Below are 25,231 nucleotides of genomic sequence, written 5' to 3' on the forward strand. Positions count from 1 at the left end.
GAGTAAGAAATTAAAAAAAACTTCATGAATACAATTCAAACATACATACAAGACAACAAAAAAAGATTTTTAGACGAATTAATTAGTTTACTAAAAATTCCTTCGATAAGCGCAGACACCGCATATAAAAAAGACGTTTTAAACACTGCCGATTTTGTTTTAGAAAGCTTAAAAAAAGCAGGATGCGACAAAGTAGAACTTTGTGAAACACCAGGATATCCTATTATTTATGGTGAAAAAATTATAGACAAAAATTTACCAACTGTTTTAGTTTATGGACATTATGATGTTCAGCCAGCAGATCCTATCGAATTATGGACCTCACCTCCTTTTGAACCCGTGATAAAAAACACAGAAATTCATCCAGAAGGAGCCATTTTTGCAAGAGGTGCTTGTGATGATAAAGGCCAAATGTATATGCATGTTAAAGCATTAGAGTATATGACATCAACAGGAAACTTGCCTTGTAACGTTAAGTTTATGATTGAAGGAGAAGAAGAAGTTGGTTCAGAAAGTTTAGCTTGGTTTGTCCCTAGAAACAAAGAAAAATTAGCAAACGATGTTATTTTAATTTCTGATACCGGAATGATTGCAAACGATATTCCGTCAATCACAACAGGTTTACGTGGTTTAAGTTATGTAGAAGTAGAAGTTACAGGTCCAAATAGAGATTTACATTCTGGTTTATATGGTGGCGCAGTAGCAAATCCTATTAATATTTTAACCAAAATGATTGCTTCTTTACATGATGAAAACAATCATATTACGGTTCCTGGATTTTATGATAAAGTAGAAGATTTATCAGAAGCAGAAAGAGCAGAAATGGCTAAAGCTCCGTTTTCTTTAGATGATTATAAAAAGGCTTTAGATATAAATGATGTGTATGGAGAAAACGGATATTCTACAAACGAAAGAAATTCTATTAGACCAACTTTAGATGTAAACGGAATTTGGGGTGGTTACACCGGTGAAGGTGCAAAAACGGTAATTGCTAGTAAAGCATATGCAAAGATCTCGATGCGTTTGGTACCAAATCAAGATTGGAGGGAAATTACCGAGTTATTTAAAACTCATTTCGAAAGTATTGCTCCTAAATCTGTAAAAGTAGTTGTAAAACCTCATCATGGTGGGCAAGGTTATGTTACACCAATTGATAATATTGCTTATAAAGCAGCAAGTAAAGCTTACGAAACTACATTTAATAAAACTCCAATACCGCAAAGAAGTGGTGGTAGTATACCAATTGTAGCTTTATTTGAGCAAGAACTAAAAAGCAAAACTATTTTAATGGGCTTCGGTTTAAACTCAGATGCAATACATTCTCCAGATGAACATTTTGGTGTTTGGAATTATTTAAAAGGAATCGAAACAATACCTTATTTCTATAAATATTTTACAGAATTATCTAACTAACATAATTAAACTCAATATGAAATCTACCTTAACCAAATTTTTAGTTTGTAGTATTTTTACTGCATTACTATTTAATTGTTCTAAAACCGAAGAACAAAAACAATTTACTATTGCAGAATATGAAGCTGCAGCAAAACATATGGACAGAAGTTTGTACCGTCTTGTGCACAACCAAGTTTCTAACGTTTCTTTTGCAAATGGTAATAAGTTAATTTACTCTACAAATACTGAAGATGGTAAACGATATGTTTTAACAGATGCAACTTCTAAAACGAAAGCAACTGCATTCGACCATGAAAACTTAGCTTCTTTATTATCAGAAGAATTAGATAAAGAAATTAAAGCAACTGCTTTACCAATTTATAATGTAACTATTTCAGAAGATTTAGAAAATATAAATTTCTCTACTTCTAATAAAAAATTCAGCTATAATATAGATGAAAAATCTTTGACTAAAAAACAAGGAAACACCAAAAAATATAGCAGAAATGAGCATGTATCTCCAAACGGGAAATTAGTTGCTTACATAGACAATTATAACCTTTGGATTAGAGATTTAGAAACCAATAAAAAAACCCAAGTTACTTTTGATGGTGAAAAAGATTATGGTTACGCCACAAACAACGCAGGTTGGATTAAAAGTGATGGCGCTGTTTTAAAATGGTCTCCTAACTCAGATAAAATTGCAACTTTTCAGCAAGACGCAAGAGGCGTTGGCATGATGTATTTAACCTCTACCAATGTGGGGCACCCAAGATTAGAAGCATGGAAACATCCGTTACCTGGCGACGAAAAAATCTTTACGATAGAACGTGTAATCATCCATTTAAATAACAAACCCAAAACGGTTCGCCTAAAAATGGGTAAAGATTTTCAAAGAGGAACAACTACAGACCATATTGCCGGTAGAAATAACGAATTGTTAGATGCCCAATGGAACAAAGAAGGTACAAAATTTGCTTTTGTTTCTAGTTCTAGAGATCACAAAATTGCACATTTACAAATTGCAGATGCAAATACAGGTAAAGTAACTTCTATACATAAAGAAGAAGTAGATACTTATTACGAATCTGGTGTAAACGCAGAAAACTGGAAAGTTTTATTTGATTCAAATGAGTTTATTTGGTATTCAGAAAAAACAAATTGGGGACATATCTACTTATATGATTTAAAAACTAAAAAGTTAAAAAATCAAATTACAACAGGAAATTGGTTGGTGAAACAAGTTAAAAATATCGACGAAAAAAATAGAGTTATTTACTTTTCTGCAGGAGGTAAAGAAGAAGGTAATCCTTATCATAACTACTACTACAAAATTAATTTTGACGGATCTAATATGGTGAATCTTACTCCTTCTAAAGGAACTCACAATGTAAGTTTTAATAACGATTATAGTTTATTTGTAGACACTTATTCTACAACAACCTCTGCTCCTATTTCTGTTTTGAGAGATAATTCCGGAGAAAAAATAATGGATTTAGAAACTGCTGATATTTCTAAATTAAAAGAAAGAAACTGGCAAGCACCTGTAGAATTTTCTGTAAAAGCTAGAGACGAGAACACAGATATTTACGGTATAATGTGTTTACCTAGCCATTACGACGAATCTAAGAAATATCCGGTTTTAAACTACATTTATCCTGGTCCGCAATCTGGTTCTGTTGGTAATTACGGTTTTAGACCTGTCTGGAGAGATTTTCAGGCTGTTGCAGAATTAGGTTTTGTTGTTGTAGCTGTAGATGCAATGGGTACACCAATGCGCTCTAAATCTTTTCATGATGCATATTATGGTAACATGGGCGATAATGGTTTACCAGATAATATTACTGCAATAAAACAATTGGCAAAAAAATATAAAGGAATGGATACTGAAAGAGTTGGAATTTGGGGACATTCTGGTGGTGGTTTTGCCTCTACAAGAGCAGTTTTTGCTTACCCAGAATTTTATGACGTTGCAGTTTCTGGAGCTGGAAATCATGATAACAGAAATTACGAGGCAGATTGGGGCGAAAAATGGCAAGGTCTTTTACAAAAAGGTAATATTGAAGGTAAAGCAGACGGAACAACAAATTACGATAATCAGGCAAATCAATTAATTGCAAAAGACTTAAAAGGTAAATTACTAATTACCCATGGTTCTATGGATAATAATGTACCGCCATCTAACACAATGTTAGTTGTAGAAGCTTTAATAAATGCAAACAAAGATTTCGATATGATTTTATACCCGAATAAAAGGCATGGTTATGGCAACATGACAAACTACATGACTAGAAAACGATGGGATTATTTTGTAACTCATTTATTAGATGCCAAACCAGCAAAAGGTTTTAAAATTAAATAATTTATGAAAAAAATACTTTTAATTCTTTTTCTTTCTTTGAGCTTTTTTTCTTGTAAAGCTCAAGGTTTAATGACCGAAAAAAACAATTTTACAAGGCAAGATACTTTAAGAGGAAGTATTACACTAGAGAGAATTTGGTGGGATTTAACGTATTACCATTTAGATGTAAAAGTAAATCCAGACAAAAAATTTATTTCTGGTAAAAACACCATAAAATATAAAGTTTTAAGTGTTCATAATACAATGCAAATAGATTTACAGGCTCCTTTAAAGATTACAAAGGTTACCCAAGATGAAAAAGAATTAGAAGTTATACATGATGGAAATGCTCACTTTGTAAAGCTTTTAAAAAAGCAAATTATTGGCAAAACGGATAGTATTATTGTACATTATAAAGGAAATCCTAAAGAAGCAATTAGAGCACCTTGGGATGGTGGATTTTCGTGGAGAAAAGATAAAAATGGTAATCATTTTGTAGCAACTTCTTGCCAAGGTTTAGGCGCAAGTGTTTGGTGGCCTTGTAAAGACCATATGTATGATGAAGTAGAAAACATGCGAATTAGTGTTACAGTACCAAGTAATTTAATGGATGTTTCTAACGGAAGGTTAGAAAGCGTAAAAAAACATGGCGAATACACTACTTATAATTGGTACGTAGATAATCCAATAAATAATTATGGTGTTAATGTAAATATTGGAGATTACACACATTTTTCTGAAGTCTTTGATGGTGAAAAGGGAGATCTTGACATGGACTACTATGTTTTAAAATACAATTTAGAAAAAGCTAAAAAGCATTTTAAAGATGCTCCAAAAATGATGAAAGCCTTTGAACATTGGTTTGGTCCGTATCCTTTTTACGAAGATGGTTTTAAATTGGTAGAAGTACCCTATTTAGGTATGGAACATCAAAGTTCTGTTACATATGGCAATCAATACAAACAAGGTTACCTAGGTAGAGATTTATCTGGTACAGGTTGGGGTTTAAAGTTTGATTTTATTATAATTCATGAAGCTGGTCACGAATGGTTTGCAAACAACATTACAAATAAAGACATTGCAGATATGTGGATTCATGAAAGCTTTACAAATTACTCTGAAAGTTTATTTATAGATTATTATTACGGTAAAAAAGCAGCATCAGAATATGTAATTGGTTTAAGAAATTCTATCAGTAATAAAGCACCAATAATTGGCAAATACAATGTTAACAAAGAAGGTTCTGGAGACATGTATAATAAAGGTGGCAACATGTTACATACTTTAAGACAATTAGTTAATAATGATGAAAAATGGCGCAGTATTTTACGAAAAATGAATAAAGTATTTTATCATCAAACTGTAACTACAAAACAGATTGAAAATTTTTTAAGTAAAGAAATAGGAATCAATTTAGAAACTTTTTTTGACCAATATTTAAGAAATAAAAAAATACCGACGCTGACTTATAAAATTAAAAATAACACCCTAACTTATAATTGGATTAATGTTGTAGATAATTTTAATATGCCCTTAAAAGTTTATTTAAATGATAAAGAAAAGTGGATTTATCCTTCTACAGAAAAACAAGAAATCATTTTAAAAGATAGAGAAACTGATTTTAAAATTGATTCAAATTTTTATATTTCTGTTAAAAAATAAGATAAAGAAAAAGCCGCAATATGCGGCTTTTTTTATTTTATTAAATAGGCTTTTAAAATATAATCTACCTTCGGATATTTCTCCTTTAGAAAGGCATTACCAAGTTTATTTATCTTTCCTTGTTGTCTTCCTAATTTATCACCGTAACCATCATAAAACTTTAAAACGTTTTCTTTACCCGCTATTACTTTAGCAATTACCGGAAAACCTTTAACGCCAGAATATTCTATTGTATCTAATCTAGCATTCTTCTTTAAATTAATAAAAATTTGATTCGTTCTTGTTTCAACTCCGCTTCTTGCAAAAGCAATTGTCATAGAATCGTTTTTCATAATCACAGGTTCATCAACAAAACCTTTATTTGACCAACTTTTATTGATTATAGAATCGTTGTGAATACCAAACTGAGCAACAAAATTTGGTACAACTCTAAAAATAGCAACATCTTTATAATATTCGTATTTAATTAGTTGATATAATCTGTCTACACCTGCCGGAGACCAAGCTCTTTTTGCCTCTATATCAAAATTACCTTGGGTTGTTTCAAACCTTGCTTTAAACATTTCTGGTGCTTCTTTTTTTAACCATCTTTCTTTAAACTTTTTTGTAGCACAAGATGTAAAAAGCACAATACCAAGTAATAATATAATTTTATTTTTCATTTATTTTTCTTTGAATATCTCTAAGTAATTCAACAAATATAACAAAAAGCACCACTCCATTTTAACTCTACGTTTGTAGAATTCATTTTTTTATTCTATGTTTGTAGAGTAAAAAATAATCAGAGTATGCAGTTATCTAAAACCGAAGAACAATTAATGCAATATTTATGGAAACGTAAAAAGGCATTTTTAAAAGATTTATTAGAAGATTTCCCTGATCCAAAACCAGCTACTACAACCGTTGCTACTTTATTAAAAAGAATATCAGATAAGGGTTTTATAGATTATAAACTGTTTGGTAAATCAAGAGAATATTTCCCGATAATTAAAAAAACAGACTATTTTTCTAACCATGTAAACGGATTGATAAAAAATTTCTTTAACGATTCTGCGAGCCAATTTGCTTCCTTTTTCACCAAAGAAACCAATTTATCTACAGAAGAATTAGAAGATTTGAAAAAAGTAATTGATAGTCAAATTAAAAAACAACAAAAATGATAAGCTATCTTATAAAGTCTGCAAGTTGTTTAGCATTACTGCTATGTTTCTATCATTTTATTTTAGAAAAAGAAAAAATGCACAATTTTAATAGGTACTATTTATTAATTGGCGTTATAATTTCTTTAGTAATTCCGTTTGCAACAATTACCACTTATGTCCCTACAGATGCCATAGCAAATACACTAATAAAAATAAAACAACCAGAATTTAGTGCTGATACTTTAGAAACAATAGAGGTTGAAGAAGTAATCGATTATACCAAATACTTTGTTAGCTTTTACTTATTAATATCCTCTTTATTATTAATTCGTTTTGGAAGAAATTTATTCAAAATAATTCAGAAAATTAGACTGAATGAACAAATAAAGTACAATAAAGCAACCTTAGTTTTGGTTGATGATCAAATTTTACCACACACTTTCTGGAAAGCTATCTTTATCAATAAAAAAGAATATGAAAATGGCAATATCGAAGAAGAACTTTTTACACACGAATTAACACACGTTACTCAAAAACATACCATTGATGTACTTTTAATTGAGTTTTTACAAATTCTATTTTGGATAAATCCGCTATTTATATTTCTTAAAAAAGCGGTACAATTAAATCATGAATTTTTAGCAGACGAAAAAGTTATACATCAACATAAAAATACATTTCAATATCAGCATTTATTATTGAATAAAGCTGCTTGGAACAACGAATATTACTTGGCCAGTAATTTGAATTATTCACTTACTAAAAAAAGATTAAAAATGATGACAACACAAAGTTCACAATCCAAAATATGGATTAAAAAGCTCGCGGTAATTCCGCTTTTAGCAGGGTTTGTTTTTCTATTTGCAGAAAGAGTTGAAGCACAAGAAAAAGAAGAAATTATCGAGGTTATTGAAGTATTTGAAAAACAACCTAAAAAAAATATTATAACAGAAAATGAAGTCTATAAAAAGTATTTTCATAGAAACGGACATTTTATTTTTAAAGATAAAAATGGAAATAAAATAAAGAAAACTTATGATGATTTAAATGAAAAAGAAAAAGCAAGATTAATACCACCTCCTCCATTAAGATCAAAAAAGATTGTTCCAACAGAAAAACAATTTGAAGCTTTAAAAGACAATAGCAAATTTGCTGTTTGGCTAGATGGAAAAGTGGTTAAAAATGAAACACTTAATAATTATAAGCACACAGACTTTGCTACATATTCAAACAGTTTTGTATATAAAAATGCTCGTAGCAAACGTTTTCCTCAAGAAAATCAAGCGAATTTAGAAACTACAAAATATTTTGAAGCTAAAAATGCAAAAAGAGTTAAAGAATTTGAGGATTATAAAAAAAATTACAAAAAAGAAATTATTGAAATAGTAGAGGATAAAAAAAATAAAAATGTCTTAATAGATGCTCCTATTATTAAAAATTACCCAGGTTCTAAACAAAGCATTTCAAAAGAAATACCTTTTTTAACCACAACTATTAAAGCAGAAAAAGAAACTAATACTGGCACAATTAAAGATATCCGCCTAAAGTTAAAAGATGTAAATGCTTTAAAAATCACTTATAACAAAGAAGAAAATGTTCCTTCATTAATTAAAAAAGCTACAGATCCAAAATTCAATAAAAATTGGTTTATAACTATCGATGGACAAAAATATTATTACACTTTTGATAAAAAAGAAAGAGTAGTTAGATATTATAAAGACGGAAAATTAGTAAATTTAGATATTGTAAAAGAATATAATAAAAAACATAAAATATTTGAAAAGCTTAAAAAAGAGGGAAAACATTATGTTTTTAAAACTGAAACTGAGCAGAAAGTAATTAAAAGAGAATGGTCTGATTTAGGCGGAATGTATTTTAGAATGTCAAGAGCAGATAAAAGCAAGGTTCCATTTCCAGTAAACCCAATAAAGCCTTACGTAAAATTAAGAAAAGGAAATAAAGTTTGGTATAAGAAAAAAAGCGAATTAACTGAAGAAGATAAATTATTACTTCCACCTGCGCCACCGAAACCAAATGCAAGTAAAGAAGAAGTCTTAAAAGCTAAAAAAGCATATCAAGATTGGAAAAAGAGAACAGGAAATGACATTCCGCCACCGCCAAGAAAAAAAAATAATTAATCAATAAAAAAAACCGCATTTAAGATAACTTACATGCGGTTTTTAAATTCAAAAATTAAAAATCAATATTATTCAATTATAAGTTTCTTTGTCTTATAAGTTTTGTTGTTATTAGAAATCTTAACAAAGTATAAACCTGCACTTAGCTTCCCTTTTTCTAACGAGATTTTATTGTTACCAAACTTTGTATCAAAATAGGTTCTTTTTAACAAGGCACCAGTTATATTATAAACTTCTAGTTTAGATCTTGCTTCAACTTCAGAGTAAAAACTTAACTCTGTACTTAACTTCATAGGATTAGGATATAATACTGTTTCTCCTTCTTCAACCACATTATTATCTACACTTAAAGTTTTCTGTATGAAAACTAAATCTTTTATTGCCAATTCTTTTTCTACAGTTGTAACGCCATCAGAAGACATTGTAAATACAATAGAAACAACATCAGACAAATCGAAATTATTAACCGTTAAAGACTTAAAGTGATCTAAAGAAATTACAAAATCGTTCTTTTCTTCAGTTAATTTTACGGTTTTCTTAAACTGATTTTCCCATTGATCTATGCCTTCTTTAACGATGGTAATTTCTACATCGCTATTTCCTGTTGCAGAAAACTCTAATGCATTATATTCTGATAAATCTACTGTTTTAAATGTTGGCGTAAAACTTCTGTATGCAGAAACATATGAATTTGTAGTCGCTTTTAAAGCAATATCTCTTTCAACTTTATAGCCAGTTCCTGCATACAAGTTTTCGTTCTGAGTAATTTCAAAATTTGTTACTGTAGTTCCTTCAGGAGAATCATCTTTACCCCAAACACCATCTGACATGAATACATCATCTGGAGTTCTATTACTATCGTTTTCAATTCTAAAACCTATATCAAAAATATTACCGGTTTCTATTTTTAGGTTTGTTATGTAACCCGTTTCTAATTCTATAGTTTCGTTAAAATATTCTGTTTCAGAAGTTTCTGTTCTTTTAAATCCTGCATCTATTACAATCGTTTTACTTCTGCTTACATTAATTAATTCTAATTCTAATGCACCATTTTTATAAATACCTTTTTTCACAAAAACAGGTGGAGGTGTCGAGTTGTTGAAGTCTAATATTGGTTTCTGAATATCGAAAAGTTCTAAAGTTTCTTCACCTAAAGTAAATAAATCATCAATTGTATTAGTCCAGATTTGAAAGTTATAAAACGTTGCTCCTGCTTCATATTTATCAATATTCCAGTGACTTTCTATACCAAAATTAGCATCATTGTTTTTCAATTTTCCAGAGAAACTTAAAACAAATTCTTTTGTTCCGTCTCTATTTTTAATGATAGACTTTATAAAAGGTTGCTCTTTAATTTCTATAGTTGATACAGATAAAATTTCTGCGCCTAATAATCTATCGCAAATAAATTTTGTATGCTCGTAAACACCATTTTCTGTTTTTGTTGCTAAAACTACAGCTACTGTTTCATTGTTTTTAACATAGTCTACAGAGATTAATTCTGTAGCATTTGTTATGTCGATTAAGTCTGATGGTGAAGATTCTATTGCTTGTGCTCCTTCAATAACATCCATTGGTACTAAATCTGACAATTGAAAAGATTCACTTTTTGAAGCTGTTTTTTTATAGTTTTTAGACTTTTGTATCTTTTTGGCTTTTAGTTTATCGAACTTATAATTGTTTTTACTTCTTAAATAATTTCTTTGATTAACTTTTTGAGAAAGACGATCGTTACTCTCTAAACCACCCTCATTACCACTTGATAATTTTGGAACTAATACAGGACAAGCTGCAACACCAGAACATGCCGGATCATCACAATCTACCAAACCATCTCCATCATCATCTAAACCATTAGAACAATCTTCTTGTGGAACTGGAGCTGTAGGACATCTTGCTCCGTCATTAGAACTACTAGAAGGTCCGTATGCAAATAAATTAGAATCTAATACGCTTCCTATTTGTAAATCTTGCACATTTTGAATAACATAAACTGTTCCTGTTTGATTTGCTGACACATAAAAACGACCAGATAAATCAAAATAAACTGCTCCGTAAGTATATTTTAAACCCGCAAGGATTGGCACCAAACCTAAATCTGTAACAACATTAGTTTCTGGATTAATTCTATATAAATGATTCGTATTTTTTTCTACTGTATATAATTGCCCGTCAACTGCATTAAATGCCCAATCGTGCACAGATATATTCTTACTAAGTGTTCCTTTACTGATGTATTTTGTATAATTTTCAGATTCTGGGTTTAAATCTATTGTATAATACTCTGTTCCGCCTCCTTTAAGATAATAAATTCCAGAAGCACTAACATCACCTATATATTTACCTGCTGTTGTTAATTCATCGATAGTAAAAATTTCTACATTAAAATTTTTACCAATTTTTACAATTGATTTTGAAGGAGAACTTAAATAACCCCAAATATATCCGTCGGCAGGATTGTAACCCACAGCATTGATACTTCCTGGAGTAACATCTTCTTTTACTAAATAAGAGCTACCAGATGCTAGATCTAAGGCGTAAATATCATTTCGCTGAAATAAGTATGCATTATAATCGCAATTAAATGGCTCATTTTGTGCCCATACCTCTTTTGGTAAAATATTGATTAATAAAAGTATTAAAATTGCGTAAGTTGGGAGTAGTTTTGTTCTCATTTTGTCGGATTTTTACACAAATATCAGGTAATTAAGCACTTAAAGCAAAATTAATAGATAAAAAACAAAAATCTATAGATGAAATGTAAAAATAAAGTAGTTTAATTGTAAAATAAAAAAACCACACTTTTAAAGGTGTGGTTCTAATTATTGATAAATTAAATTGTACTAATTAATCTACATTGTCATGTAAAAATGAATTGTTAGACTTAAAATCTAGATTATTGTCGTCTTTTTTTATCGCGGTTTTAGATTGACTAATTGGTGCATTTACATTTAAATCTAAACCTTGTCTTTTGTATGCTGGCTGACGTTCTATTTCATCTATATTTTTACTTAACTGATCGTTAAATTTATAGTTGAAACCTTTCATTTTTTGACGTCTTTCTTCTGCTCTTTTTTGTAACTCTGCAATCGTTAAATCTAAAGGTGTAACTTCTTCACTTGAAGTTTCTATTGCATTAACATCTGATTGAGGTATTGCCGTTTTTAACTCAAAATGAACCTCTTCTTCTTGAACCGATTTTTCTTTTGCTATAATATGAGAGCTTTTACCAATTGTTGGTTGCGCATCAAAATCTTCTAAAACATATCTTGTTTCTTCAACTTTCTTTTCAAAAACAATTTCTTCTGCACCGTAAACTTCAATTTCGTTTACATTTACAGATTTCTCTTCATTTAAGTTAAACTTTATTTCTTCGTCTGCTTTAACTTCTGTGTAAGAGTTTAAAGGTAAATCGAATAATAAATCTGCTTGTATTTGCTCTGGCTGCTCATTTATTTCTTCTTCTACAACTGGCGTAGCATCTGTTATTATAAAGTCATCTTCAGAAACAGTTTCTAAAGCAACTTCTTCATAAGAAACAGCAATATTTGCAATACTTTCTGTAGTTTGAACTAAATCCGTTTTAGGAGCAACCTTAACAGGCTCTTCAACTACATCTTCCTCTAAAGTGTGTACAATTTTCTGTTCTGTTACACTTGCTTTTGGCTGATTTAAAGTTGGTGTTTTAGGTATTGTATTTTCTCCAAAGTTATAAGTAGCTTTTTGCTCATCTTCTAAAGTATGAACAATCTTCTTAACTTCTGTATTTGTAATTGTACTTTGTTGATCTGCAGCAAAACCTGTAGCAACAATAGTTACAGCGATAGCATCACCTAACTCTTCATCTTCACCAATACCCATAATAATATTGGCATCGTAACCTGCTTCATCTTGAATATAGTCATTTATTTCTCCAATTTCATCTAAAGTAACTTCGTTTGTACCAGAAACAATTAACAACAATACGTTTTTAGCTCCTGTAATCTTATTGTCGTTTAACAAAGGAGAATCTAAAGCCTTTACAATAGCTGTTTTAGCACGATCTTGCCCTTCTTCTTTTGCAGAACCCATAATAGCTGTACCACTGTTAGATAATACAGTTTTAGCATCATGTAAATCGATGTTTTGCTTATAGTGATGTGTAATTACTTCTGCAATACCTCTAGATGCAGTCGATAATACTTCGTCTGCCTTAGAAAAACCTGCTTTAAAACCTAAATTACCGTAAACCTCACGTAATTTATTATTATTGATAACAATTAAAGAATCTACATTTTGGCGCAACTGATCGATTCCTAATTGTGCTTGTTTTGCACGTCTTCTACCTTCAAAAGCAAATGGCATAGTCACAATACCTACAGTAAGTACATCCATATCTTTTGCAATTTTCGCAATAATAGGTGCTGCTCCTGTACCTGTACCACCCCCCATACCAGCAGTAATAAATACCATTTTTGTTTGGGTATTTAACATTTGCTGTATTTCTTGCATACTTTCTTTAGCTGCTTGTGCTCCTATTTCTGGGTTTGCACCAGCACCTAAACCAGATGTTAAATTAGCTCCTAATTGAATTTTATTAGGAACAGGACTGTTTTCTAATGCTTGTGCATCTGTATTACAAATTACAAAGTCTACACCTCTAATTTGCTGCGTGTACATGTGGTTTACTGCATTGCTTCCACCACCACCAACACCAATTACTTTAATGGTGTTAGATTGTGTTTTTGGCATGTCGAATAAAATGTTATCAAATTCTGCGCTCATAATAACGTATCTATTGTTTAATTTTTCTTATTTATTTTTTATTTTCTTCTTGTTCACTTTCTATTTAGTTCTATTCTGCATTGTCTAAAAAATCTTTTAGACTTTCTGTGAACTTTTCAAAAAATGATCTTTTCTTTTTCGGTTTTGGTTTCTCTTCATGCACTGGCCGTGTTTCTTCAACTTTTTCTTCTACCGGATTCAGAATTTCTTCAATTGCCTCTTCTATTATTTCTTCTTCTTTAGAATCTTTATCTAATCCTTCCATTAATAAACCAACTGCTGTTGCGTAAGACGGACTTGACAAAGCATCATCTGAATCACCAGCTAAATGCTCGTTAGGAAAACCTATTCTAGCATCCATACCAGTTATATATTCTACTAACTGACGTAAATGTTTTAATTGAGCTCCTCCACCGGTTAACACAATACCTGCAATTAATTTACCTTTTGCAGTTTCATGCCCGTAGTTTTTAATTTCTAAATACACATGCTCTATAATTTCTTGAACTCTGGCATGTATAATTTTAGATAAATTCTTTAAAGTAATTTCTTTTGGTTCTCTACCTCTTAAACCTGGTATCGAAACAATTTCTGTTTCTTTATTTTCCCCTGGCCACGCAGAACCAAACTTAATTTTAAGTAATTCTGCCTGCTTTTCGATGATAGAACAACCTTCTTTAATATCATCTGTAATTACATTTCCTCCAAAAGGAATTACAGCAGTATGTCTAATAATTCCGTCTTTAAAAATGGCCAAATCAGTAGTTCCACCACCTATGTCAATTAAAGCAACACCAGCTTCTTTTTCTTCTAAACTTAAAACTGCAGATGCAGAAGCTAATGGTTCTAATGTAATATCGCTTAAATCTAAACCAGAACTTTTAACACATCTACCAATATTTCTTATCGAAGAAACTTGGCCTACAACTACATGGAAATTGGCTTCTAATCGTCCGCCGTACATTCCTATTGGCTCTTTTATATCCGCCTGAGAATCAACTTTAAATTCTTGTGGTAAAACATGAATTATCTCTTCTCCTGGCAACATAACCAATTTATGTACTTGGTTTACTAAATCTTCAATATCAGAATCATCTATAACTTCATCTGAATGATTTCTTGTAATATAATCTGAATGATGCAAACTTCTAATATGTTGCCCTGCAATACCAACTACAACCTCATCTATCTTAACACCAGAAACACTTTCTGCCTCATCTACGGCTTGTTGTATAGACTGTATTGTTTGTGTAATATTACTTACAACACCACGTTTTACACCTAAACTTTTTGCTTTTCCAATACCAACAACTTCAATTTTATCGTATTCGTTTTTACGACCAATCATGGCAACAATTTTGGTGGTACCAATATCTAAACCAACAGCTATTTTATTATTTTCCATTTTGATTTATTTTGTGCACACAACTTGGTTGTGATATTTTAAAGTAATTGTTTTATATTCTTGAATCGTTTTATCTTTATATGTTGTATTATAAAACGCTTTTAACTTGTTAAATTTTAACTTTACATCGATTAATTTGCCAAAATCAATTTTATAATCGCCACTTCTTACGGCAAATTGATACAAACCATCGTCAGATTTCTCTATTCCTACAATTTCTTTTTGCAAAAAATTGTCTTCTAAAATATAAGATATTAATGGTAAAACCACGTTAATATCTTCTTTATTTTCAACGCCAGAAACCAACATAACTCTTGCAGAATAATTCTTAGAGAGTGGTACTTTTACCCCTTGTTTATCAATATAATAAGAACCATTTTTAGAAACAATTCTTGCTACTGGTGTACGTTGTTTTATGGTAGATTTTAACACACCTCCTATTGTTAAAAAAACTGCTGCTTTTTCAATATATGGATTTTTAGATACGTTCTTTTCTAATCTGTATAAATCTATTACAGATTTTGCTTGGTTTTTAACTGTTGCATCATTTTGTATTAACAATTTATTAACCATCGAATGCGTTAAAAAATTATTAGTTCCTTCTTCGAATTTCACTTCGATTTTATTAATTTTTTTATTACTATTTCTTACCGAAGTAAAACTATACAAAAAGCTTAAAAAAGCAAGTATAGTTAGAAAAAATAGATATTTTAAAACTCTTTTAAATTTCATTTTCATTCCATTTTAAAAGTTCGTTTGTTACTTCTTTTATCACAACACCTATATCACCAGCACCTAACATTACTATAATTTTAGCATCAGAATTTTTAATATCTTTTAACAAATTATTTTTTTGGGTCTTTTTTTTCTGCTTATTTTCGATTTTAGACAATAACCAATCGGATGTGATGCCCGCAATAGGAGTTTCTCTTGCCGGATAAATATCTAACAATAAAATATCATCAAACTTATTTAATGCATTTGCAAAATCGTCTGCAAAATCTTTTGTTCTAGAAAATAAATGTGGTTGAAAAACAACCAGTACTTTTTCTTCTGGATACATTTCTCTAACAGAATTATGTACTGCATTAATTTCTGTTGGATGATGCGCATAATCGTCTATTAAAACTAAATTATCCGAATTAATTTTATAAGAAAATCTTCTTTGTACACCTTTAAATGTTAATAACCCCTTTTTAATTTCTTCTAAAGAAACGCCATAAACTTCTGCCATTGCCAAAGCTGCCAAAGCATTCATTACATTGTGTCTTCCAGGTAAATAAAACTGAATATCTTTTATTTCTGATGACGGTGTTTGTACATCAAAAACATATTTTCCGTTATCGATTCTTAAGTTGTAAGCTTTATAATCTGCTTTTTCATCAATAGCATATGTTAAACCTTTTAAAGGCAAGCCTTTGGCAACAATTAAGCTATCAGAAACTTTATTAGAAAAAGCTACAAAAGATTCTGTTAATGCTTCCGGGTTTTCATAAATATCCAAATGATCTGCATCCATAGAGGTTACACATGCAATATTAGGACTCAATTTTAAAAATGATCTATCAAATTCATCTGCTTCTACAACGCTTATTTTATCACCACCTAAAATTAAATTAGAATCATAATTTTCTGCAATTCCGCCTAAAAACGAAGTTGCATTAACTGAAGTCATAATATGCCCTAAAATAGACGATGTAGTTGTTTTACCATGTGTACCAGCAACTGCCAAACAAAACGTTGCTGCTGTAATTTTACCTAAAATTTCTGCTCTCTTAAGAACTGTAAATTTATTATTAACAAAATAATTGAATTCTTTATGGTCTGCAGGAATTGCAGGTGTATAAACAACCAACGTTTTTTCTTTATCTAAAAATGAAATAGGAATATTTTTTACAGCATCTTCAAAATGAATTGTAACATTTAATTCTTCTAAAGATTTAGTTATTAAAGATGGTGTTTTATCATAACCTGCAACTACTTTATTATTCGCCGCAAAATATCGAGCAATAGCGCTCATACCAATGCCGCCAATGCCAATAAAATAAACGTTATGTATTGTATCTAAATTCACTATCCTATTAATTTTTCTATTTCGTCAACTATATTTTTTGTTGCACTTGGCAATGCCAATTCTTTTATATTTTTAGATAAAGTTTCTTGTTTACTAGTATCTTTCATTAAAGATTCAAAAACAACAGAAAATGTATCTAAATTACTTTCTTTTATCATTAAAGCCGCTTGTTTGTCTACAATCGACTTTGCATTTTTTGTCTGATGATCTTCTGCTACGTTTGGAGACGGAATAAATATTACCGGTTTCCCAACAATACATAATTCTGATACAGAACTTGCACCTGCTCTAGAAATAATTACATCTGCAGCAGCATAACCAAAATCCATCTTATTTATAAATTGATGCACTTGAACATTCTCTTTAGGATTGTATTTCTTATACTCTTCAAAATATAATTTACCACATTGCCAAATCAATTGAACGTCTTGTTTTTCAAAAAAATCTAAATTACTTGCAATTAATTCGTTAATTTTTCTTGCACCTAAACTTCCGCCTAAAACAAAAACTGTTTTCTTACTTTTATCTAACTTAAAAAACGTTTGCCCTTCTTCTCTTTTTGTATGAATAGACAATAAATCTTGTCTTACAGGATTACCTGTTTTTACAATTTTATTCAACGGAAAAAAACGTTCTAAATTATCATAAGCAACACATATTTTTTCTGCTTTTTTACTTAATAATTTATTGGTAATTCCCGGATAAGAATTCTGTTCTTGTATCAATGTCGGAATTCCCTTTTTACCCGCCATAATTAATGTTGGTCCGCTTGCAAAACCTCCAGTTCCAATAGCTACATCTGGTTTAAATTTCTTTATTATTTTAGATGCATTCCATAAACTACTCATCAACTTAAACGGAAACGACAAATTATCTGAAGTTAACTTTCTTTGTACGCCAGAAATCCACAGACCTTTAATGTCATAACCCGCTTGTGGCACTTTTTCCATTTCCATTTTATCCTTTGCACCAACAAACAAGAAATTAGCATCTGGATAACGCAATTTTAATTCGTTTGCAATAGCAATTGCCGGATAAATATGTCCGCCAGTTCCACCGCCAGAAATAAGTATGTTAATCGATTGTTTCATGCAAAATATCTAAAGGGTTATCATCTAAAATATCTTCTTCTGTTTCTTCTTTTGAAGCACTAACACTTAAAATCATTCCGAGCGCAAAACATGTCATCCAAATAGATGTACCACCACTACTAATTAAAGGTAAAGTTTGTCCTGTAACCGGAAATAAATTGGTTGCGACCGCCATGTTTATGGTTGCCTGAAAAATAATTGGCAAACCTACTCCAATTACCAATAATGTACCAAATATTGTTGTAGTTTTTTTTAATACAACAAATACTCTAAAAAGAAGTAAAAAATATATAAAAACTACAAGAATTGCACCAATTAAACCATATTCTTCTACAATTATTGCATATATAAAATCTGATGATGATTGTGGTAAAAAGTTTTTCTGAACACTTTTACCAGGTCCAACGCCAATAGGACCACCTGTGGCTATTGCAATTTTAGCTTTTTCTACTTGATAAGCTTCTTTACCTTCTGAACTCGAAAAACTATCTATTCTACTTTGCCAAGTTTGCACTCTGTTTGGCATCGCATCTGGAAAAGCTTTTGCTATTAAAATAAAAAATGACAACGCTATAATTCCTGCACCTAAAATAAAACCGATATACTTTAACGGATATCCGCCAACAAAGGCGATAATAAGAATCATTGTAAAAATAATTGCCGTTGTAGAAAAGTTTGCTGGTAAAATAAGTAGCAACACTAAACTTACAGGCAACCAAAGTTGTAATATACTCTCTTTAAAAACAATAGCTTTTTCTTTGTTTCTAGCTAAATATCTAGCAACGTAAACCATTAAGACCAAACCTGCTAAAGTAGAGGTTTGAAAACCAATACCTACAAATGGTATACGAATCCATCTACTAGCATTTGCACCACCAATTGTAGTACCTTGTGCTAGCGTAAAAATTAAAAGAATTATAACAATTGGCAGCATTAAAACAGAACCGCCAGAAAAATATCGATATGGTATTTTATGAACTCCGTAAATGATAGCAAATCCCATAATTAATAAAACCATGTGTTTTACTAGATACCCAAGAGTAGAACCAGAACCAACAACATAAACCAAGTTTGTACTTGCACTATAAACTGGCATAAAAGAGAATATTGCCAAAACAGCTACAATAGCCCAAATGGTTTTATCTCCTTTTATATGTTGAAAAACTGCTTTCATTTTTAATCCTAAATCTTATAAACTTCTTACTGCTTTTTTAAATTTTCTTCCTCTGTCTTCGTAATTTTCAAACAAATCGAAACTTGCACACGCAGGCGATAATAAAACGGTGTCGCCTTTTTCAGATAATTTATGCGCTACTTTTACAGCTTCTTCTGCTCCAGCAGTTTCAACCACAATATCTACAACATTTTCGAATGTGTTTTTTATTTTTTCGTTATCAATACCTAAACAAACAATAGCCTTTACTTTTTCTCTTACCAATGGCAAAAGATCGTTATAATCGTTTCCTTTATCTACACCACCAACTATCCAAACAGTTTGTTTATTCATGCATTCTAAAGCATAAAATGTTGCATTTACATTTGTAGCCTTAGAATCGTTTATATATTCTACGCCTTCTATTTTAGCTACATTTTCTAAACGATGCTCTACACCTTCAAAATCTTCTAAACTTTCTTTTATCGCCTGCTTTCTTGCATTTAATAATTGCGCAGCCATTGTTGCTGCCATTGCATTTTTAACGTTATGTTTTCCTTTTACTGATAAAGATGATATAGGCATATTAAATGTGTCTTTATTTATATTAATCGTTATGTTATTATTTTTCACAAACGCACCAAACTCTAATTCTTTTTCTAGAGAAAATGGCACTAATTTTGCTGATGTTTTATTGTTTTCTAACCAATTATTTATAGTTGCATCATCTGCATCATATATTAAATAATCGGTACTTTTTTGATTTTTAGTGATTCTAAATTTCGATGCTACATATTCACTAAAATTATTATTATATCGATCTAAATGATCTGGTGTAATATTCGTTAGAATAGCAATGTGACTATTAAAATCTTCTATACCATCTAACTGAAAGCTACTTAATTCTAACACGTAATTATCAAAATTTTCTTCTGCTACTTGCTGTGCAAAACTATCGCCAATATTACCTGCTACACCAACATTTAAATTCGCACTTTTTAAAATATGATGCGTTAATAATGTTGTGGTAGTTTTCCCATTAGATCCTGTAATACCAATAATATTTGCATTGGTATATTTTGCAGCAAACTCAATTTCTGATATCACTTTAACACCCAATTCTTTCAACTTTAAAATCAAAGGAACAGTATCAGGAATTCCAGGGCTCTTCATTACTAAATCTGCATTTAGCAATTCACTTTCAGTGTGTTTCCCTTCCTCAAAAACTATGTTATTATTTAAAAGAACTTCTTTATATTTTTTAGCAATTACACCTTTATCAGAAACAAAAGCTTCAAAACCTTTTTGTTTTCCTAAAAGAGCTGTTCCTACTCCACTTTCTCCTGCACCAAGAATTACTAACTTTTTCACAACTATCTTAACTTTAAGGTTACAATTGTAAAAACAGCTAACAGAATACCTATTACCCAAAAACGCACAACAATTTTACTCTCGTGATAGTTTAATTTTTGATAATGATGATGCAATGGCGACATTTTAAAAATTCTTCTTCCTTCTCCGTATTTTTTTCTTGTGTATTTAAACCAAGAAACCTGCATAATCACAGACAAATTTTCGATTACAAAAATTCCGGCTAGTATTGGCAACAATAATTCTTTTCGAATTGCAATTGCTATAACTGCTATAATCCCTCCGATTGTTAAACTACCTGTATCACCCATAAAAACTTGTGCCGGATACGTATTGTACCATAAAAACCCAATTAAAGCTCCTGCAAAAGCAAGTATAAAAACGGTCATTTCTCCAGAATTGGGTATATACATTACATCTAGATAATCGGCAAAAATTATGTTACCAGAAACCCATGCAAAAACAGCAAGGGTTACTACCATTATTGCAGACGAACCCGCAGCCAAACCATCAATTCCGTCTGTTAAATTTGCTCCGTTAGAAATTCCTGTTACAATAAAAACCGTAATAAAAATGAAAACTATCCAACCGTATTTTTCAAAACCTTCACCCAAAAACGATAAAGCCTTTGAATACTCTAATTCATTATTTTTCATAAACGGAACCGTAGTTTTTGTTGACTTATGCGCTTCACCAAAAACTTTAATTTTTCCGTTTGCTTGCAATACTTGTTGCTCTACAGGCAATTGTTCTTTTATAGTTACATCATCATGAAAGTATAACATAGAACCTACAATTACACCTAAACCAACTTGACCTAAAACTTTAAATTTCCCTTTTAAACCTGCTTTATCTTTTTTAAATACTTTTATATAATCGTCTACAAATCCTATTAACCCCATCCAAACCGTAGTGATTAATAAAATAACGATGTAAACATTATCTAACTTGGCTAATAAAATTGCCGGAATTAGAGTGGCAAAAATTATAATAACACCTCCCATAGTTGGTGTTCCTGCCTTTTGCACTTGCCCTTCTAAACCTAAATCTCTAATAGACTCTCCTACCTGTTGCTTTTGTAAAAACTTTATTATTCTTTTACCGTAAACCGTAGATATTACTAATGACAAAATAAAAGCTGCTGCAGCTCTAAATGTTATAAACTGAAACACACTAGCTCCAGGAAAACTAAAATGACTTTCTAAATATTGAAATAAATAATACAGCATTCTTATAAATTGTTAAGTTGATTGAAACAGTTTTTAACCTCTTCTAAATCATCAAAATGAGTACGAATACCATTTATTTCTTGATAATTTTCATGTCCTTTTCCTGCGATTAATATGATGTCACCAGCATTAGAAAACTTACATGCAGTTTTAATTGCTTGCTTCCTATCTAAAACTGTTAATGTTTTTCTGTAATTTTCTGATGAAACTCCGACTTCCATTTCTTCTAAAATAGTTTGCGGATTTTCTGTTCTGGGATTATCTGATGTAAAAACTACTTGATTACTTAATTGAGCAGCTATGTTAGCCATTTTAGGTCTTTTAGTTTTATCTCTATCTCCACCACAACCAACAACCGTAATTACTTGCTCGTTACCAGTTCTAATATCATTAATAGTTTCTAAAACATTCTTTAAAGCATCTGGCGTGTGTGCATAATCTACAATTGCCGTAACGCCATCTTTAGAAACTACATATTCAAAACGACCACTTACACTTTCTAACTGGCTCACGATAGTTAAAACTTCTAACTTTTCTAAGCCTAATAATTCTGCAGTCGCAATTATTGCAGTAAGGTTGTAAATATTAAAAACACCAATTAGCTTCGTCCAAACTTCAACACCATCAACAGTAATTAAAGTACCAGACAATTGCTTTTCTAAAATTTTAGCTTTAAAATCTGCAATTGTTTTTAAAGCATAGGTTTTTTTAGCAGCTCGTGTATTTTGCAACATGTAACTACCATTTTTATCATCTAAATTTGTTAATGCAAATGCATTTTTAGGCAAAGCATCAAAAAATTCTTTTTTCACATTTCTATATTCTGCAAATGTTTCATGGTAATCTAAATGATCATGAGAAAGATTTGTAAAAATTCCGCCAGCAAAAACTAAACCTTCTGTTCTTTTTTGATGAATTCCATGAGAACTCACTTCCATAAAACAGAAATCAACACCAGCTTCTACCATTTTATCTAAATAACTATTTATTGCAACCGAATCTGGTGTTGTATGCGTTGCTTTAAACTCCTCATTATCTACTAAAACTTTTACAGTAGACAATAAACCAACTTTGTAACCCGCTTTTTTAAATAATTGATACAATAATGTTGCAATGGTTGTTTTACCATTTGTACCCGTTACACCGATTAATGGTAATTTAGAAGACGGATTGTCATAATAATTCGATGCTATTATCGCTAAAGCAACATTTGTATCAACGACTTTTACGTATGTAATTCCTTCAATTATTTCTGATGGAAATTCTTGACAAACAATTACAGTTGCACCTAAAGCAATTGCCTTCTCTATAAATAAATGACCATCTACAGAAACACCTTTAAAAGCAACAAAAACATCGTTTTTTACAATATTTCTAGAATCAAAAACAACAGCATTTACATCAACATTTGTTGAACCTGAAACCTCCTCTATGGAAACCTTATATAATATGTCTTTTAAATTTTTCAGTTTATGAGAGTTTTAATATGATTGTTTGCCCCTTTACTAACTTTTGTCCTTTTTTTAAAGATTGGTATGTTACTCTACCAACTCCAGAAATTTTTACTGTCAATCCAATATTTTCTAATAATGAAAGCGCATCCATACCAGACATTCCTTTCACATTCGGAATTTTAGTATAGTTTTTAGCTAACGAATTATCATATTTAGCATACGATTTTTCTATTTCATCAAATTTAACATCATCATCTACAGACTGATTATCTATTGGCGTTGTTGTATAAATTTTCTGAGCAATTTCTTTAAAAACTGGTCCTGCAACCGTAGCTCCGTAATATCCTTTTTCTTTCTTCGGATCATGTACCACTACAATACAAGAATACTTTGGGTTATCTGCCGGAAAAAATCCAGCAAACGATGCCACATAATGCTTATTAGAATATCCGGCAGCTACTGTTTTACCATTCTCATCTTTATGTCTTGGTAAATATTTTTTTGCCGTTCCTGTTTTTCCTGCCATAGAAAAATTAGACGAATAAATGTTTTTTGCCGTTCCTTTTTCTACAACATTTTCCATTACTTTTCTAATTTTACTTAGCGTTTCATCAGAAGCAATTTTAGAATTTAAAACTTCGGTTTCAAAAACCTTTTCTGTCTTATCTTGCCTTCTTAATTCTTTAATAAACCTTGGCTTTACCATTACGCCGTTATTTGCCACCGCATTGTAAAACATAAGCGTTTGCATTGGCGTTACAGAAATACCATAACCCCAAGACATCCATTCTAAAGAAATTTTATTCCATCTTTTATCTGATGGCTTTGGCACCACAGGAACACCTTCTCCTTTAATTTGAAAACCAATTGGTTTTGTAAAACCATATGTATCTAGTTTTTCTATAAACTTCTCTGGTTTTTTATCGTAATGCTTTCTTATTAACTTAACAATACCAACATTAGAAGAAACCTCAAAAACTCTTCCGGCAGAAATTTTACCATAACCACCTCTATGAGAATCTTCTACCTTAGAACCATGTATAAATATTCTTCCTTTTTCTGTATCGACAACTGTAGATGTATCTATCACCTTATCATCTAAAGCAGCCATTAAACTTGCCAATTTAAAAGTAGAACCTGGTTCGTGACTTTCCCAAACAGCATAATTTCTTTTCTCGTAATATTTCCCCTTTTTAGTTCTACCTAAGTTAGAAATAGCTTTAATTTCTCCTGTTGCTGTTTCCATAACCACAGCACATCCATGATCAGCTTCAAAATACTCTAACCTTCTTAACAACGCATGATGAGTAATATCTTGAATATTAACATCTATTGTAGTAATTATATCATGACCATCTATTGGCTCTTTTTCATTATAATCTGTAATTGGTTTCCATTGATTCTTTGCAATTTTTTGCTCCCATCTTAAACCGTTTTCACCTTGCATGTAATCTGCAAAAGCACCTTCTATACCAGCTTCTCCTCTAAAATCATCATAACCAATTGTTCTTTCTGCAATTTTACCAATTGGATGCTCTCTTTCTGTTCTATGTTTTGCAATAAAACCACCTCTATAAACCCCCAAGTTAAAAATTGGAAATTTTTTCATCTTCAAATAATCGGTATACCCAATATTTCTAGCAATTAGATAATATCTTCTTTTCTTGTTTTTTGCAGCTCTTAATCTTTTTTGATGATACGCAACTGACTTACCTAACATTTTAGAAAGCTCTTTAGAAAGCGCTACAATATTATCTTCAAAAACATCACTATTTACAGTAACCAAGTCCATATAAATATTAAACTTAGACATAGACGTTGCCAACAAATTACCATCTGCCGCATACACGTTACCTTTATTTGCGTATATAGTATCTTGCCTTACTGTTAATTCTGTTGCTAACTCTCTGTACTTATCTCCTTGAACATATTGAAGATTAATAACCCGAACAATTATAGCAAGCAAAAACACGGTCATAAAAGCAGCCACCATGTAAAACCTAGTAAGAATG

At 30.7% G+C, this 25,231-nt stretch carries 17 protein-coding genes; 5 read left to right on the forward strand and 12 right to left on the reverse strand.

The window, feature by feature from the left end; genetic code table 11:
- Positions 1-24: 24 nt before the first annotated feature.
- From B5464_RS03360 to B5464_RS03370, 3 genes are read left to right on the forward strand one after another with little or no spacing between them, the layout of a single operon-like run.
- Positions 25-1,413 carry a dipeptidase gene (locus tag B5464_RS03360; protein WP_079737189.1) on the forward strand — a complete coding sequence of 463 codons (1,389 nt, stop codon included), beginning with the start codon at positions 25-27 and terminating at the stop codon, positions 1,411-1,413.
- Positions 1,414-1,429: 16 nt separating this feature from the next.
- The gene (locus B5464_RS03365) at positions 1,430-3,757 is read left to right on the forward strand and encodes a DPP IV N-terminal domain-containing protein (protein WP_079737190.1); all 2,328 of its coding nucleotides are present in this window, start codon (positions 1,430-1,432) and stop codon (positions 3,755-3,757) included.
- 3 nt (positions 3,758-3,760) lie between these two features.
- On the forward strand, positions 3,761-5,398 hold the full coding sequence (locus tag B5464_RS03370) for a M1 family metallopeptidase (RefSeq protein WP_079737191.1): 1,638 nt from the start codon (positions 3,761-3,763) through the stop codon (positions 5,396-5,398).
- 32 nt (positions 5,399-5,430) lie between these two features.
- Here the strand turns inward: B5464_RS03370 and B5464_RS03375 are convergent, their stop codons facing one another.
- Positions 5,431-6,060, reverse strand: coding sequence for a peptidylprolyl isomerase (locus B5464_RS03375; protein WP_079737192.1), 630 nt, complete (start codon positions 6,058-6,060; stop codon positions 5,431-5,433).
- 126 nt (positions 6,061-6,186) lie between these two features.
- On the opposite strand from B5464_RS03375, the gene B5464_RS03380 reads away from it, so the two are divergent.
- Positions 6,187-6,558 carry a BlaI/MecI/CopY family transcriptional regulator gene (locus tag B5464_RS03380; protein WP_079737193.1) on the forward strand — a complete coding sequence of 124 codons (372 nt, stop codon included), beginning with the start codon at positions 6,187-6,189 and terminating at the stop codon, positions 6,556-6,558.
- Entirely contained in the window at positions 6,555-8,678 is a 2,124-nt protein-coding gene (locus tag B5464_RS03385; protein WP_079737194.1) for a M56 family metallopeptidase, read from the forward strand. The genes B5464_RS03380 and B5464_RS03385 overlap by 4 nt, the downstream gene beginning before the upstream one ends.
- A 68-nt stretch (positions 8,679-8,746) precedes the next feature.
- Here the strand turns inward: B5464_RS03385 and B5464_RS03390 are convergent, their stop codons facing one another.
- The 11 genes from B5464_RS03390 to B5464_RS03440 form a co-directional block, all read right to left on the reverse strand.
- Positions 8,747-11,353: a T9SS type A sorting domain-containing protein gene (locus B5464_RS03390; protein WP_079737195.1), complete on the reverse strand. Its 2,607-nt coding sequence runs from the start codon at positions 11,351-11,353 to the stop codon at positions 8,747-8,749.
- A gap of 172 nt (positions 11,354-11,525) precedes the next feature.
- Positions 11,526-13,442: a cell division protein FtsZ gene (gene ftsZ, locus B5464_RS03395; RefSeq protein WP_079737196.1), complete on the reverse strand. Its 1,917-nt coding sequence runs from the start codon at positions 13,440-13,442 to the stop codon at positions 11,526-11,528.
- A 70-nt stretch (positions 13,443-13,512) separates the two neighbouring features.
- Positions 13,513-14,847 (reverse strand): cell division protein FtsA, encoded by a 1,335-nt coding sequence (gene ftsA / locus B5464_RS03400; protein ID WP_079737197.1) that lies wholly within the window; start codon positions 14,845-14,847, stop codon positions 13,513-13,515.
- Positions 14,848-14,853: 6 nt separating this feature from the next.
- On the reverse strand, positions 14,854-15,579 hold the full coding sequence (locus tag B5464_RS03405) for a cell division protein FtsQ/DivIB (RefSeq protein WP_079738965.1): 726 nt from the start codon (positions 15,577-15,579) through the stop codon (positions 14,854-14,856).
- A complete protein-coding gene (gene murC / locus B5464_RS03410) occupies positions 15,569-16,921 on the reverse strand; it encodes a UDP-N-acetylmuramate--L-alanine ligase (RefSeq protein WP_079737198.1) in 1,353 nt (450 codons plus the stop codon). Before murC ends, B5464_RS03405 begins: the two co-directional genes overlap by 11 nt.
- A complete protein-coding gene (gene murG, locus B5464_RS03415) occupies positions 16,921-18,012 on the reverse strand; it encodes an undecaprenyldiphospho-muramoylpentapeptide beta-N-acetylglucosaminyltransferase (RefSeq protein WP_079737199.1) in 1,092 nt (363 codons plus the stop codon). The genes murC and murG overlap by 1 nt, the downstream gene beginning before the upstream one ends.
- Positions 17,996-19,186, reverse strand: a complete 1,191-nt coding sequence (locus B5464_RS03420) for an FtsW/RodA/SpoVE family cell cycle protein (protein WP_079737200.1) — start codon at positions 19,184-19,186, stop codon at positions 17,996-17,998. The genes murG and B5464_RS03420 overlap by 17 nt, the downstream gene beginning before the upstream one ends.
- Before the next feature lie 15 nt (positions 19,187-19,201).
- A complete protein-coding gene (murD, locus tag B5464_RS03425) occupies positions 19,202-20,536 on the reverse strand; it encodes a UDP-N-acetylmuramoyl-L-alanine--D-glutamate ligase (RefSeq protein ID WP_079737201.1) in 1,335 nt (444 codons plus the stop codon).
- 2 nt (positions 20,537-20,538) lie between these two features.
- Complete coding sequence (gene mraY, locus B5464_RS03430; protein ID WP_079737202.1) at positions 20,539-21,765, reverse strand: phospho-N-acetylmuramoyl-pentapeptide-transferase; 1,227 nt, start codon at positions 21,763-21,765, stop codon at positions 20,539-20,541.
- Between the two features lie 2 nt (positions 21,766-21,767).
- A complete protein-coding gene (locus B5464_RS03435) occupies positions 21,768-23,234 on the reverse strand; it encodes a UDP-N-acetylmuramoyl-L-alanyl-D-glutamate--2,6-diaminopimelate ligase (protein ID WP_079737203.1) in 1,467 nt (488 codons plus the stop codon).
- 1 nt (position 23,235) lies between these two features.
- Positions 23,236-25,197, reverse strand: a complete 1,962-nt coding sequence (locus B5464_RS03440) for a penicillin-binding protein (RefSeq protein ID WP_079737204.1) — start codon at positions 25,195-25,197, stop codon at positions 23,236-23,238.
- Between the last annotated feature and the right edge of the window lie 34 nt (positions 25,198-25,231).

The organism is Polaribacter sp. KT 15, assembly GCF_900143115.1.
Lineage (GTDB): Bacteria > Bacteroidota > Bacteroidia > Flavobacteriales > Flavobacteriaceae > Polaribacter > Polaribacter marinaquae.

Excerpts from the sequence above, each read along its gene's own strand:
- B5464_RS03360 (WP_079737189.1), top strand. The coding sequence starts at position 25 with ATGAATACAATTCAAACATACATACAAGACAACAAAAAAAGATTTTTA.
- B5464_RS03365 (WP_079737190.1), top strand. The coding sequence starts at position 1,430 with ATGAAATCTACCTTAACCAAATTTTTAGTTTGTAGTATTTTTACTGCA.
- B5464_RS03370 (WP_079737191.1), top strand. The coding sequence starts at position 3,761 with ATGAAAAAAATACTTTTAATTCTTTTTCTTTCTTTGAGCTTTTTTTCT.
- B5464_RS03375 (WP_079737192.1), bottom strand. The coding sequence starts at position 6,060 with ATGAAAAATAAAATTATATTATTACTTGGTATTGTGCTTTTTACATCT.
- B5464_RS03380 (WP_079737193.1), top strand. The coding sequence starts at position 6,187 with ATGCAGTTATCTAAAACCGAAGAACAATTAATGCAATATTTATGGAAA.
- B5464_RS03385 (WP_079737194.1), top strand. The coding sequence starts at position 6,555 with ATGATAAGCTATCTTATAAAGTCTGCAAGTTGTTTAGCATTACTGCTA.
- B5464_RS03390 (WP_079737195.1), bottom strand. The coding sequence starts at position 11,353 with ATGAGAACAAAACTACTCCCAACTTACGCAATTTTAATACTTTTATTA.
- ftsZ (WP_079737196.1), bottom strand. The coding sequence starts at position 13,442 with ATGAGCGCAGAATTTGATAACATTTTATTCGACATGCCAAAAACACAA.
- ftsA (WP_079737197.1), bottom strand. The coding sequence starts at position 14,847 with ATGGAAAATAATAAAATAGCTGTTGGTTTAGATATTGGTACCACCAAA.
- B5464_RS03405 (WP_079738965.1), bottom strand. The coding sequence starts at position 15,579 with ATGAAATTTAAAAGAGTTTTAAAATATCTATTTTTTCTAACTATACTT.
- murG (WP_079737199.1), bottom strand. The coding sequence starts at position 18,012 with ATGAAACAATCGATTAACATACTTATTTCTGGCGGTGGAACTGGCGGA.
- B5464_RS03420 (WP_079737200.1), bottom strand. The coding sequence starts at position 19,186 with ATGAAAGCAGTTTTTCAACATATAAAAGGAGATAAAACCATTTGGGCT.
- mraY (WP_079737202.1), bottom strand. The coding sequence starts at position 21,765 with ATGCTGTATTATTTATTTCAATATTTAGAAAGTCATTTTAGTTTTCCT.
- B5464_RS03440 (WP_079737204.1), bottom strand. The coding sequence starts at position 25,197 with ATGACCGTGTTTTTGCTTGCTATAATTGTTCGGGTTATTAATCTTCAA.